Raw genomic sequence first — 12,506 nt, 5'->3', positions numbered from 1 at the left:
GGTTAAAGGTCAATTCGCCCAAACGAGCAGTCGGTTACACGGCAAGATCAATGCCGTAGGACCAACCAGCTCTTATCCACCATGATGCGCGAAGACGAGCCTCCCAGCCGGGCCGAACGCGATCACGTCATATGGCTGCGCTTTTATGCCCGGCACTTCCATGCCGGGTGAACCCATCGGCATTCCAGCCACGGCTAGCCCGCGCACACCCTTGGGATGCTGCGCAAGCGCTCGCTTCATGTCGACGATCGGGACATGTCCCTCGAAAGCCATACCGTCGATGATCGCGGTATGGCAGGAGCCAAGATCAGCCGGCACACCCATCTTGCGCTGAAGCACGTCGCGGTGCGTATCATCGATGATCCGGACGTTGCGGCCGAACTGCTGGCGCACCTGTGCCGCCCACTTCTCGCAACATCCGCATCCTGGATCGCGATGCATCGCAATACTGTTCGCCGCCAATGCGGCAGCCGGCATCATCATGGCTGCGGCGGCAAGTGCGCTACGGATCGACAACTTCATCGCTCGACTCCTCGGGTAAGCCCCGCCCTTGAGGGCGGGGACTTAGGCAACGGCCTTACTGGGGACGCTTGCCCATCTTGCGAAGCATCCCATTCAGCGTCGCGATCTCGCGGTTTTGGCCGGTGATCGTTTTCTGCGCCTCGCGCCGAATCTCGGCATTCTGGCTGTGACGAAGCACGGTCTGCGACATGGTCACGGCGCCGCGATGGTGCTCGATCATCTTGCGGACCCACGTCTCGCCGGCATCGGCGCCCATCGCCGCCATCATCTGCTCATGCATCTTCATCATATCCGGCCCGTACGGATTGGCCGGGGTCGGCTGCATCATCTTGGAATGATCCATGCCCTGCATCTGGCTATGGTCCATCCCCGCCATGCCGCCCTGCTGCGCGACAACGGGGCTAGCGGCGAGCGCCGCAGCGAGGATACCGATCGTGGTGATAGTCTTCATGGGTACTGCTCCCTAGGAACCCCCGCCCTACAAAGGAGCTACGCGGCAGCCTTGCTCACCCCTCAAACTTTTCTTCGCCTGCGGCGCGGCCAGCGCATGTAGAGGAGCACCACCCCCGCTACGGCCAGGATCAACCCTCCCGCTGCGAATGCCATCATCCAGGGCGTGTTGAAGTTTTCGTGGTTCTTCCAGTCCATGATGTGGAGACCCCAGAAGAAGTCATAGAGCCGCCACGTGCCGGTTCTGACACCGACGATCTTCCCGTTATCCGGCAAGACAAAAACCCGGGTCGTCTCCGCATCCTCGAACTGCACGCGCCAAACCGGCAGCTTGCCACGAAACTCGGTGCTCGCGGTGCGGACCAGCATCGCCGACGCAGGCGGCGCGCCGGTGCCGCGGTACGCCGCCGTCGCGATCTTCACGGCGAATGGCGCATCGATGCTCGCCATCGGGTTTCCGCTCAGGGCATCGTGCATGCGCACGGTGCCGTCCGCCATCGTCAGCTCGGCGACGGGACGGCCGAGCAAGCTCGTATAGCGCAACTCACGAACAAGACCCGGCGCCGCGCTCAGGACGGCTGTCGGTGAAACGAACTGCTGGGCCGGTGCCAGTGTCTCCCGGCTATCGCGGGCGACGAGATGCTCGCCGCGAACCCGCTCGATCGGCAGGATGCTCATCAGCAAGCCGCTGGAGAACCAGAGCAGCAACTGCACACCTATAATCAGCGCCAGCCAGCGATGAAGCTTGCTAGCGCCGATATGGAGGCGGAGCCTGCCGCTCCTCAGAACCAGGTCCTCACACCAGCGACGAAGCTGAACCCGCCGGTGTCATCGCCCCGTGCCCTCGTGAACCGCGCAGTATCGCCGAACTGCCGTTCCCATGACACGCCGATATAGGGCGCGAACTCTCGGGATTTTTCGTACCGCAGGCGAAGCCCGAGCTCGAGGTCGGTGAGCCCCGAGCCGATGCCATCGCGCTGCACGTCCTGGGCCGAAAAATTGGCTTCCACGCGAGGCTGGAGCACGAAGAACTGTGTCACTCGCTCATCGTACCAAGCCTCGGCTCGGCCGAGCACGTCGCCCTTGTCGGACAGGAACAAGGCGCCCTCGACATCGAACCAATAAGGAGCAAGTCCCTCGATACCGACCGTGGCATAGGTGCGGGACGGGTTCGGCTTGAAGTCGTAGCGGACGCCCGCCTGCAGATTCCAATAGGGGTCGAGCGCACGGCTATAGAGCGCCTGGACCTCTGCCGCTTCGAGCGGTTTACCGAACGTGCCCTCACCTTCGCTCTTCAGCGTAAGCCGGTTGATGTCTCCCCCAATCCACGCCTCGCCGTCCCAACGATAGCCGTCGCCGCCCTTGCGGGCTTGGTACTCGGCGAGATTGAAGAGCACCTGGTAATAGGTCATCCCGCCATGCTCACGACGCAGGTCGCGGTTGGCCACGGTCATTGCCGCCTCACCATAGTAGCGGGACGCGGCGAGCCCCGCGGCAGGGGCAGGTGCGGGAGCATTGCCCGGCTTGAGGTCGGTGCCGACCGGCGCCGCCGTCCCCAGCATCGCTGCCATGTCGTGCTGCATGGGCTGGCCGGGTGCCATCTGCATGCCGGGCATTGCCGACATGTCATGCCCGGCGTGTTCGCCCTCGATCGTGACCGGAGCAGGACTCGGGGCCATGCCCTGCATGCCCGACATGTCGTGGCCGGCATGCGGATCGGCCGGCTTGGCACCGCCCATGTCCATTCCCGGCATGGCGTGTCCCGCGTGAGGATCGGCTACGGGAGCGACCGGGTGCTTCGTGGGCGCCTTCCGCAACGTCGCCTTCTTGGCAGGGATTTTCCTAGCAGCGGGCTTGGGTTTGGCAGCCGACTTTTTCGCCGGCATCTTCATGCCGGGCATGCTCATGCCCGGCATCATCGAATGGTCCATCGTCTGGGCCGTCGCGGGCGCAACGCCGACCACGAATGCACCGATCCCGGCGAGAAGCAGCGCCTTCATGCCGCCTCTCCCTTCGCGGAACGCACCTGGACAACCTGCATCATGCCCGCGTGCATGTGGTAGAGCATGTGACAGTGGAACGCCCAATCGCCCTCGTTGGCGGTCACATCCCAACTCACCTTGCCCCCGGGCTGCACCATGACGGTGTGCTTCCTCGGGCTGTACGCGCCGTGGCCCGTCACCAGCTCGAAGAAGTGGCCGTGCAGGTGGATGGGGTGGCCCATCATCGTATCGTTGACCAGCGTGACGCGGACGCGCTCGCCGGCAAGGAACGGGATCGGTGCTTTCACCTCGGACAGCTTCTCGCCGTCGAGCGCCCACATGTAGCGCTCCATGTTGCCCGTCAGGTGGATCTGCATCTCGCGCGACGGCGCGCGCAGATCGGGATTACGATCGACCGCGACCAGATCGCGGTAGGTGAGCACGCGATGCCCGACATTCTCCAGCCCCTGACCGGGATCGCCGGTGCGGTCCATCGGCATCGGCGAGATGGTCTGGACGCCTGGCCCCTTTTTCACGCCGGGGGCCTTTGCGAAGTCCCGCATGTTCATGTCCATGCCGGCCATACCGCCCATCGCCATGCTGTCGGGCGCGCTCGAGGAGCCGGCCATGCCCGGCATCGCAGCCCCGGCCTGGGTGCCGTGATCCATACCCGCCATGCCGGTCATGGCGCCGGCACCGGCACCGGCAGCGCCGTGCCCCATCTGCGCGTGATCCATTGCGGGAGCGGGCGTGCCGGCAGCCGGCATCGACGCATGATCCATCCCGGGCATGGCGCTATGATCCATGCCCTGCATCGATCCGCCACCCGACATGTCCATGTTCATGTCCATCCCCATGTCCTTCATGGTGGCGACGGGACGTTTGCGGAGAGGCGGGATTTCCGCCGCCATGCCTTCGCGCGGTGCCAAGGTTGCGCGCGCCATTCCGGAGCGATCGACGCTCTCGCCCACCAACGTGTAGGCGCGCTCGTCGGTCGGGTTGACGATCACGTCGTATGTCTCGGCAACGCCGATCTGGAACTCGTCGACCTCGACGGGGCGCACGTTGAGGCCATCAGCCTGGACGATCGCGAGCTTCAGACCCGGAATGCGAACATTGAAGGTCGTCATCGCAGACGCGTTTATGACGCGCAGGCGAACTCGCTCGCCGGGTCGAAAAAGGCCGGTCCAATTGTCCTGCGGGCCGTGACCGTTGACCAGATAGGTATAGGTCGATCCCGTCACGTCACCGACGTCGGTCGGGTCCATCCGCATCTTGCCCCATTCAAGGCGGTCCTTCAGCGGCTGATCCTCGCCCTTCAGCAAGCCGGCGAGCGTCTGCTGCTGCCGGTTGAAATAGCCCGACTGCTTCTTGAGCTTCATGAAGATGCGGTGCGGGTGGAGCTGGCTGTGGTCGGACAGCACGATGACGTGCTCGCGATCCGACTGGATCGGGTCGGCTCCCTCGGGATCGATCACGATCGGACCGTAGAGGCCCATCTGCTCCTGCAAGCCAGAATGGCTGTGGTACCAATAGGTGCCCGCCTGCACGATCGGGAACTCGTAGGTGAAGGTCGTACGCTTTTCGATACCGGGAAAGGCAACGCCGGGCACGCCATCCATCTGGAACGGCACAATCAGACCGTGCCAATGCAACGAGGTCTGCTCGTCGAGACCGTTCTCGACATGCAGGCGCACGGTCTGGCCTTCGCGCAGGCGGATCAGCGGAGCGGGGACGGTTCCGTTAATGCCGATGGCGTGGCTCTGCCGCCCGTCGATCGTCATCATCTGATGCGCAACGCGCAGCCGGATGTCTTCGCCGGACACGGTTGGCAGTGGCTTCACGATGCCGGCGGAAACGGGTTGCGCCCAAGCCGGCATGTACGCCGACAGGGCGACGCCTCCTCCGGCAAGGGTAGCACCGCGCAGTAACTGGCGGCGGTCGAGAACGCGCGACATGGTGGCTCCTTGGAGTTGGGCCGCTGCCGGCCCGTCTTATTCCTCTACGCGGGTCGGGAGCCTACCCCTTGAGCCGCGTTTAACTTTTCGATCAGGCGAGCGCGAGCACGATACAGGCGGGTCTCGATCGCTTTCTGGCTGACGCCCAGAACCTCTGCCGTCTCGGCCTGGCTCAAGCCCTCGATCGTCCGAAGCACGAGCACCTCCTTGAGGTTCATCGGCAGGGTCGCGATCGCGCGCGTTACCCGGTCCAGTTCCTGCCGATCGGCCACGGTGGTATCTGTTGCGGGACCGTCATCGATCACCGCGTCAGCCTGACCATCCTCGGAAATGGCGAAGGAGAAGAAACGGCGGACAGTCCGCTTTCTCCCCCAATCGCGGCACTTGTTGATCGCGATCGTCGACAGCCATGCCTTCATCGACCGCTGCGCATCGTAGCGCGACAGGGCCTGGTGAGCCGCGACGAACGTCTCCTGCACTAAATCGAGTGCCTCGTCCGGCTCCCCAGTGCAGGCGCGGGCGAGCCGAAAGACCGGTTGGCGATAGCGCCGCATGATTTCGGCAAAAGCTGCGTGTCGACCGGCGATGCTCAGTGTCGCCAGCTCGCCATCGGTCAGCGAAGTCCATTCGAGACTCACCCCTGGCCGTCGGTGAGCGCCTTCACCACCGCGGCATCGAATTGGGGAGTCTGATCGGCACGCAGCAGCTGCCGCATCGCGAAGATGTGCGCGAGCGTCGCTTTCTGCAGCTCGCCCATCGCGGCGTGGCTTTGGTCGACCGCAGCGGCGACACGGGGACCATTGCCGTGCTCGGACTCGATCGCTTCGGCGAGCCGGGCATTGGTGGCGCGCAGTTCCAATTCGAGGGCGCGGCGCTGCACCGCGAACCTGTCTTCCAGAACCTTCAACTTCGCCTGCTGATCGCCATTCAAGGCGAGCTTGTGATGCAGCACTTCGTGCAGCGCCGCGCCGGGCTGCTTGGGATGGGGCAACAGCGCACGCCCGACAAACACGCCTCCGATCGCGGCCAGGAAGGCGAGCACAACGCACAGGACAAGGCGATTGGTCGATGTCATGGCTCGCCGATCAGCAACGCGGAAGGCGCGAGCGGCGAGGCTCCTCCCAATGGCGCAAGCGATGCGACGGAGCTGGCGGTCGCCGGCAGCTCCGCACCCGCCATGCCGATTCCCAGCGCAACCACTGTCATCACGCCAATGCCGAGCCCGGCCCGCCGCGCGACAACCGGCTGCGCACTGATGCGCGCCAGTACCCGGCTTTCGATGTCATCCAAGGCAAGCGGAACGGGTGCGCCCGCCAGTCTCGCCAGTGCTCTGTCCAGATCGTCCATGCTGTCCACTCCACCCCTCTACCATCCTTTACGCAGCGCTGCCCATCATCCCTCATGCGAGCGTGAGGGGTCGGCGCTCGCGACGCGTAAAGGGGAACACGAGCCCTTCATCGGAGTAACCTTATGCGTCGCGTCGCCCTTCCTGCCGCCCTTGCCCTTCTCGGGATCGCCAGCGCGGCCTACGCCCACCCCAAGCTGGTGTCCGCGTCTCCGATGCCGAACGCAACCGTCGCCAAGCCCGCCCGGGTAGAGCTGCGCTTCAGCGAGAAGCTGATGCCGAAATTTTCGGGCGCGGATCTGTTGATGACCGGGCATGGCGGCGCCTCGCACGCACTGATGAAGGTAGCGGCTGCAGCCGGTGTCTCCGGTGACGGTCGCACCCTTGTCGTCACGCCCAGGTCACCACTCGGCGCGGGCCGGTACAGCGTCGCTTGGCACGTGGTCTCGACCGACACGCACCGGGTCGCGGGTAACTTCGCTTTCGCGGTGAAGTAAGGTGGAGGCCGACTGGCCGCTGATCGCGGTCCGCTTCGCGCTCTATGTGACGTTGAGCGGGCTGTTTGGCCTGTCGGCCTTCAGCCTCTACGGGCTCAAAGCCGGCGAGCGCACAGCCGCGCTCGCCTTGCGCCCTTGGCTGGTCGGAAGCGGCGTCCTCGGCCTTTTGCTCTCCGTCATCGCCCTAACGCTGTTAGCTGCGGCCATGGCCGGCACGCCGCCCTGGCCTATCAATTGCGAGGCGATCGGGATGCTGCTCAGCGGGTCCGCGACCGGTGCGGCATGGGAGGCACGCATGGTCGCGCTGGTGGTTGCCTCGATCTTCGCGCTGATCGCTGCAGGACGTGCCGTCCCGCTCGGCATGGTTGCGCTCGCGGCAGGGATCGCGCTCGCGACGCTCGCGTGGACGGGTCACGGCGCGATGGACGAGGGTGCGACCGGCTCGTTGCATCTGGTAGCTGACATTCTCCACCTGTTGGCAGCCGGAGCCTGGATCGGCGCGCTGCTTGGGCTGACGCTGCTCGTCACGCGCGCGCCAGGTCAGGTCGACGCCACCCATCTCAGACTGACCCATCGCGCACTGCACGGCTTCGGTCTGGTGGGCACGATTATGGTCGGCACGATCATCGTAACAGGTTTGGTGAATGGCTGGCTGCTGGTCGGCGCCGGCAATCTGCTGAACCTTCCGAGCACCCGCTACGGACAGCTCCTTCTCGCCAAGCTCGCGCTCTTTGCCGCGATGCTGGGGCTGGCGTCGCTCAATCGCTTCCGCCTGACGCCGGCATTCGAGCGGTCGGTCGCCGCGGCCGATCACCGGGGCGCGCTCGGCACGCTGCGGCGCAGCCTCGCGGTCGAGGCGGCCTGCGCCGTCACGATCTTGGCGCTGGTCGCTTGGCTGGGAACCCTCGAGCCGCCCATATCAGCAATGTGAAGATCGGGACGAGGGCAATCGGGCTCGGCGGCGTAAAACCATTACATACCGTGCATCGCCGGGATAGGGGCTTGACCCTGACACGGTGTCAGACCCTACATGCCCTCGGGTCGAAGGAGTTTCTTCTATGAACGACCCTCATTCCCACGCCCATTCTGCCGGGGGCTGCGGCTGCGCGGGCAAGCACGACGGCAAACTGGCTGCGGTCGAGCGCGAAGCTGCCGGGTCCTGCTGCGCGCCCTCCGAACCCTCGTCTGTGCCACAAGCTACCAAGGGAGGTTGCTGCTCGGGGGAAGCGGGCGGCGAACCCTCGGCCACAGTGACCGACCCCGTATGCGGCATGACCATTGATCCGGAAAAGACAGCGCACCATGCCGAGCATGCCGGGCACGATTATCATTTCTGTAGCGCAGGGTGTCGCACCAAATTCGTCGCCGACCCTGATGCGTACCTCGGCGCGAAGCCAAAGGCCGAGCGGTTGGCAACGCCGGGGGCGATGTGGACATGTCCCATGCACCCGGAAATATGCCGGGAAGGGCCGGGGACGTGCCCGATTTGCGGCATGGCCCTCGAACCGGAAGAACCGTCTCTCGACGACGGCCCCAACCCCGAGTTGGTTGATTTCACGCGCCGGCTTTGGGTTGCGGGAGCTCTCACGGTCCCGCTGCTGATCGTCTCGATGTTCGCCGAAATGTCGGGGATCCACGTCGTCAGCCCTGCCGCTTCGCCTTGGGTCCAGCTCGCACTCAGTGCGCCCATCGTGCTATGGGCAGGATCGCCGTTTTTCGAGCGGGGGTGGACATCGCTTCGCACCCGCCATCTGAATATGTTCACGCTGATCGCGATCGGCGTCGGTGCGGCATTCCTCTACAGCCTGGTCGCAACGCTCGCGCCCGGCATCTTTCCTGCGACGTTCCGGATGCACGGGGGCATGGTCCCGGTCTATTACGAGGCTGCCGGCGTCGTAGTGACGCTGGTGCTGCTCGGACAGGTGCTCGAATTGCGCGCCAGGGCAGCGACGGGGCGCGCGATCCGCGCCCTTATGGACCTCGCTCCCAAGACAGCGCGACGGCTGCGGTCTGACGGCTCGGAGGAAGAGGTCGGCCTTGCCGACGTGGCGACCGGAGATCGGCTGCGGGTTCGCCCCGGCGAGGCGATCCCGGTCGACGGCGTGGTGGTCGAGGGTCGCTCCTCGGTCGATGAAGCCATGCTCACCGGCGAGCCGGCTCCCGTCCTCAAGGAAGTCGACGCCGCGGTCACCGGGGGAACGGTGAACGGCACGGGGAGCCTCGTTATGGAAGCCCAAGCGGTCGGTTCGGATACGATGCTCGCGCGCATCGTCCGGATGGTCGCGGAAGCGCAGCGCAGCCGCGCCCCGATACAGGCGGTCGCCGATCGGGTCTCGGGCTGGTTCGTGCCGCTCGTCGTGCTGATTTCGATCGCGACCTTCGTGGTGTGGTCATTGGTCGGCCCTGAGCCACGTATGGGTCATGCCCTCCTCAATGCCATTGCCGTGCTGGTCATCGCCTGTCCGTGCGCGCTCGGGCTTGCTACGCCAATGTCGATCATGGTCGGCACCGGTCGCGGCGCGCAGGCCGGTGTGCTGGTTAAGAACGCCGAAAGCCTGCAGGCGCTCGATAAGGTCGACACGCTGGTCATCGACAAGACGGGCACGCTTACCGAGGGCAAGCCGTCGCTGATCGCGATCGAGGCAACCGGCACCGTCGGAGAGAACGACGTGCTTGCGCTCGCCGCTGCGGTCGAAGGCCAGTCCGAGCACCCGCTCGCCCATGCGATCGTCGTCGCCGCCAAAGAACGCGGATTACAACTCGGCACGGTTGCCGACTTCGCCTCGCAAACTGGGATGGGTGTCAGTGCCACGGCAGGCGGCCGTTCGGTGGTGATCGGCAACGCGGCACAGATGAACAGGGTCGGCGCCGATCCCAAACTGCTCGACGCTGCGGCCGATCGTCATCGAAGCGAAGGGGCCGGCGTCATCCTGATCGCTATTGACGGCGCGCTCGCCGGCTTGCTCGCGGTTGCTGATCCCGTTCGGGCTTCGGCGGGCGATGCCATTGCAGCGCTTCGCGCAGAGGGGCTGCGTGTCATCATGCTGACGGGCGACAACAGGGGAACGGCCGACGCGGTTGCGCGCGCTGTGGGCGGTTTGGACGATGTTCGCGCCGATCTGCGGCCGGAAGACAAGGCACGGATCATCGGCGAACTGAAAGCGGGTGGTGCCAAGGTCGCAATGGCTGGTGATGGGATCAACGACGCTCCCGCACTGGCCGCTGCCGACGTCGGGCTCGCGATGGGAACCGGAACAGACGTAGCGATCGAAAGCGCAGGCATGACGCTCACGCGCGGCGATCTTTCAGCCATCGTGCGCGCCCGCAAGCTAGCCCGTGCAACGATGCGAAACATCCGCCAAAACCTGTTCTTCTCGTTCCTGTTCAACGGGATCGGTGTGCCGGTCGCGGCCGGGGTGCTTTACCCAGTGTCCGGCATCCTTCTGTCGCCGATGCTGGCTGGCGCGGCGATGGCTCTCTCGTCCTTTACCGTGGTCCTCAACGCGCTCCGGCTGAACACGGTGAAACTGTGAATATCGGGGCGGCATCGGACGCCAGCGGCGTCTCGCAGCGCATGATCCGCCATTACGAGAAGATCGGTCTCGTGCCCGCGCCGGCAAGGCGTGGGAGTTACCGCGACTATGCCGACCCCGACGTTCATCGCCTTCGCTTCATCGCCAATGCCCGCGATCTTGGGTTTCCAATCGAGGAGATCAGGACGCTACTTGGCCTCTGGTCGGATCGCAGCCGTTCGAGCAGCGAAGTAAAAATGCTCGCTCAAGCGCGCGCTGATGAACTTGGGCGTAAGGCGGCTACGCTCGAAGATATGCGATCGACGCTGCTAGAATTGGTAAACCGCTGCCACGGCGATGATCGACCGGACTGTCCAATTCTCCGGCGCATGGAAGCATGAGGTTGCGCATACTCGCTAGGACGACGAGCAACACCGTCCCGCCAAGGTCGTTGCGAAGAGCGAAGCGTGATCCGCAAGGTCGCCGCCCGGCCGCGGATCGCGTCCATCGTTCGCCCCATTTCACGCGCAATCTGTGCGATGGTCTGTCTGGCCGCCACGCGGCGGCGTAGCGCGGCATCGGCCTCTGCGGTCCAGCGTGTGCCATGCTGACCGGTCAACTAGATATCTCCTGGTAGCAATTGCCATCGTGGCCGGCTTCTCTTTGACCCGGCCTCAGGAGAGTGAACAAAGATATCGCGGATGATAATGTCGGGCCAGCGCTCAAGGTAGCCGTGAAGATAAAGCGTCGATCAACCGGCATTCGGCGATCGTCGTCGCGTCACAGCGACCCCATGTGGCAACCTCGTCACGTAACGCATGGAGGTCGGCGAGCTTGCGATCGATTTCCTCAATATGCACCACCGCCATCTCGTCGACCGCATCGCAAGATCCGCGCGGATCGTCCGCCAGGCGGAGCAGGTCGCGTACCTGATCGAGCGTGAAGCCGAGGTCACGCGAGCGCTTGATGAATGTCAGGCGTTCCACGTGCGACCGGTCGTACAGGCGGTAATTCCCGCCATTGCGGCGAGGCGCGCTGATCAACCCTTCGCTTTCATAATAGCGTACGGTCTCAACCTTCAGGCCGGTTAGTTTCGCGATTTCCCCAATCTTCATGCGCGAGCCCTTGACCCTCTAGTGACATGAGGGTGCATATGGGGGTTCAACACGCAAATCGAGTGGTATGATGGCGGACGACTGCTGTTCCAGGAAAAGCGATACGATCGCGCAGCTCGGCCGCAAGGCCGCTCAGCGGCGCGTGCTGATCGCCGTCATGGTCATCAACTTCGTCATGTTCGTCGCCGAATTCGGCGGAGGCGTCTTCGCCCGCTCGTCGGCGCTGATGGCGGATTCGGTCGACATGCTCGGCGATGCGGTCGTCTATGCGCTGAGCCTCTATGCGCTGAGCCGTGGCCCGCGCTGGGAAGCCGGCGCGGCGCTTGCCAAAGGTGGCATCATCCTCGTGTTCGGTATAGCAGTGGTGTTCGAGATCTTCGACAAGATCGTGAACGGCGTGCCACCCTCGTCCTCGCTGATGCTGGCTTTCGGCAGCGCCGCGCTGGTCGCCAATCTGACCTGCCTCGCCATGTTGTGGCGCTTCCGGTCTGAGAACGTGAATATGTCCAGCACTTTCGAGTGCTCGCGCAACGACGTGGCCTCCAACGTCGGCGTGTTGATCGCGGCAGGGCTGGTCGCCATGACCGGCGCGGCATGGCCCGATATCGCGGTGGGCGGCGTCATCGCGCTCATCTTCCTGCGGTCAGCGTGGCGTGTTCTCGCCGAAGCGATCCCGGCATGGCGAGAGGCCCGGCCGGTAGCGGCGGAAGTCTTGCGATGACACTCGGGCGTATTTCGACTAGACGACCTGCAATGCTACGCAGGCTCTGGTCCTTTTTGCTCGTCATGATCGCGTCGTCCCTGGTGATGACGGCGACCGTGCATGCGCGCGAAATTCCGGGGCCGGTGACTATCGAGTGCAGCGGCACAGTGCATAGCGACGGCGACGCCGATCAATCGCAAGGCGATGCCGATAAGGCGGTGCCGCACCACCATGCCACCTGCCACGGTCAAACACTGGATGTGCCGGCAAGTGATACGCTGCCGTCGATAGCCCGTGTAGGCGGCCTGCGTCCGTTTCCTACACCTGCCAGTGCCATTGCGTCGCATGTGGTTGACCCTGCGTTGAGGCCACCGGCAGCCTGACGACACCCGCTCGCCGGCATTTGCCGGCACGACGTGTTC

15 protein-coding genes are annotated in these 12,506 nt (G+C 64.6%); 6 read left to right on the top strand and 9 right to left on the bottom strand.

Annotated features, from left to right (window positions below):
• Positions 1–72: 72 nt before the first annotated feature.
• From AC1MLZ_RS20665 to AC1MLZ_RS20630, 8 genes are all read right to left on the bottom strand, one after another.
• Positions 73–522 carry a DUF411 domain-containing protein gene (locus AC1MLZ_RS20665; RefSeq protein ID WP_480961851.1) on the bottom strand — a complete coding sequence of 150 codons (450 nt, stop codon included), beginning with the start codon at positions 520–522 and terminating at the stop codon, positions 73–75.
• Between the two features lie 55 nt (positions 523–577).
• Positions 578–973: a DUF305 domain-containing protein gene (locus AC1MLZ_RS20660; RefSeq protein WP_465238555.1), complete on the bottom strand. Its 396-nt coding sequence runs from the start codon at positions 971–973 to the stop codon at positions 578–580.
• Positions 974–1,035: 62 nt separating this feature from the next.
• Positions 1,036–1,731 (bottom strand): PepSY domain-containing protein, encoded by a 696-nt coding sequence (locus AC1MLZ_RS20655; protein ID WP_480961933.1) that lies wholly within the window; start codon positions 1,729–1,731, stop codon positions 1,036–1,038.
• Between the two features lie 23 nt (positions 1,732–1,754).
• Complete coding sequence (locus AC1MLZ_RS20650; protein WP_480961850.1) at positions 1,755–2,972, bottom strand: copper resistance protein B; 1,218 nt, start codon at positions 2,970–2,972, stop codon at positions 1,755–1,757.
• Positions 2,969–4,912: a copper resistance system multicopper oxidase gene (locus tag AC1MLZ_RS20645; protein WP_480961849.1), complete on the bottom strand. Its 1,944-nt coding sequence runs from the start codon at positions 4,910–4,912 to the stop codon at positions 2,969–2,971. Before AC1MLZ_RS20645 ends, AC1MLZ_RS20650 begins: the two co-directional genes overlap by 4 nt.
• 44 nt (positions 4,913–4,956) lie before the next feature.
• The gene (locus AC1MLZ_RS20640; protein WP_465238547.1) at positions 4,957–5,550 is read right to left on the bottom strand and encodes an RNA polymerase sigma factor; all 594 of its coding nucleotides are present in this window, start codon (positions 5,548–5,550) and stop codon (positions 4,957–4,959) included.
• Positions 5,547–5,987, bottom strand: a complete 441-nt coding sequence (locus AC1MLZ_RS20635) for a periplasmic heavy metal sensor (protein WP_480961848.1) — start codon at positions 5,985–5,987, stop codon at positions 5,547–5,549. The genes AC1MLZ_RS20640 and AC1MLZ_RS20635 overlap by 4 nt, the downstream gene beginning before the upstream one ends.
• On the bottom strand, positions 5,984–6,259 hold the full coding sequence (locus AC1MLZ_RS20630; protein ID WP_480961847.1) for a hypothetical protein: 276 nt from the start codon (positions 6,257–6,259) through the stop codon (positions 5,984–5,986). The genes AC1MLZ_RS20635 and AC1MLZ_RS20630 overlap by 4 nt, the downstream gene beginning before the upstream one ends.
• A 123-nt stretch (positions 6,260–6,382) precedes the next feature.
• On the opposite strand from AC1MLZ_RS20630, the gene copC reads away from it, so the two are divergent.
• The 4 genes from copC to AC1MLZ_RS20610 all read left to right on the top strand — a co-directional run bounded on the left by copC (position 6,383) and on the right by AC1MLZ_RS20610 (position 10,667).
• Positions 6,383–6,754 (top strand): copper homeostasis periplasmic binding protein CopC, encoded by a 372-nt coding sequence (copC, locus tag AC1MLZ_RS20625; protein WP_480961846.1) that lies wholly within the window; start codon positions 6,383–6,385, stop codon positions 6,752–6,754.
• A gap of 1 nt (position 6,755) precedes the next feature.
• Positions 6,756–7,685, top strand: coding sequence for a copper homeostasis membrane protein CopD (copD, locus tag AC1MLZ_RS20620; protein ID WP_480961845.1), 930 nt, complete (start codon positions 6,756–6,758; stop codon positions 7,683–7,685).
• Positions 7,686–7,812: 127 nt separating this feature from the next.
• On the top strand, positions 7,813–10,287 hold the full coding sequence (locus tag AC1MLZ_RS20615) for a heavy metal translocating P-type ATPase (RefSeq protein ID WP_480961844.1): 2,475 nt from the start codon (positions 7,813–7,815) through the stop codon (positions 10,285–10,287).
• The gene (locus AC1MLZ_RS20610; RefSeq protein WP_037527196.1) at positions 10,284–10,667 is read left to right on the top strand and encodes a MerR family DNA-binding protein; all 384 of its coding nucleotides are present in this window, start codon (positions 10,284–10,286) and stop codon (positions 10,665–10,667) included. Before AC1MLZ_RS20615 ends, AC1MLZ_RS20610 begins: the two co-directional genes overlap by 4 nt.
• Positions 10,668–10,988: 321 nt before the next feature.
• On the opposite strand, the gene AC1MLZ_RS20605 is transcribed toward AC1MLZ_RS20610, so the two are convergent.
• Positions 10,989–11,381, bottom strand: a complete 393-nt coding sequence (locus tag AC1MLZ_RS20605; RefSeq protein ID WP_037527198.1) for a MerR family transcriptional regulator — start codon at positions 11,379–11,381, stop codon at positions 10,989–10,991.
• 70 nt (positions 11,382–11,451) lie between these two features.
• Between AC1MLZ_RS20605 and AC1MLZ_RS20600 the strand changes: the two genes are divergently transcribed.
• Positions 11,452–12,102 (top strand): cation efflux transmembrane domain-containing protein, encoded by a 651-nt coding sequence (locus AC1MLZ_RS20600; RefSeq protein WP_480961843.1) that lies wholly within the window; start codon positions 11,452–11,454, stop codon positions 12,100–12,102.
• Between the two features lie 32 nt (positions 12,103–12,134).
• The gene (locus AC1MLZ_RS20595) at positions 12,135–12,467 is read left to right on the top strand and encodes a hypothetical protein (RefSeq protein ID WP_151989675.1); all 333 of its coding nucleotides are present in this window, start codon (positions 12,135–12,137) and stop codon (positions 12,465–12,467) included.
• The last annotated feature ends 39 nt before the right edge of the window (positions 12,468–12,506 follow it).

This window comes from Sphingomonas sp. PEI4 (genome assembly GCF_056679955.1).
The sequence above is the reverse complement of the archived record's forward strand: the minus strand, read 5'-3'. Positions and strand labels throughout refer to the sequence as shown.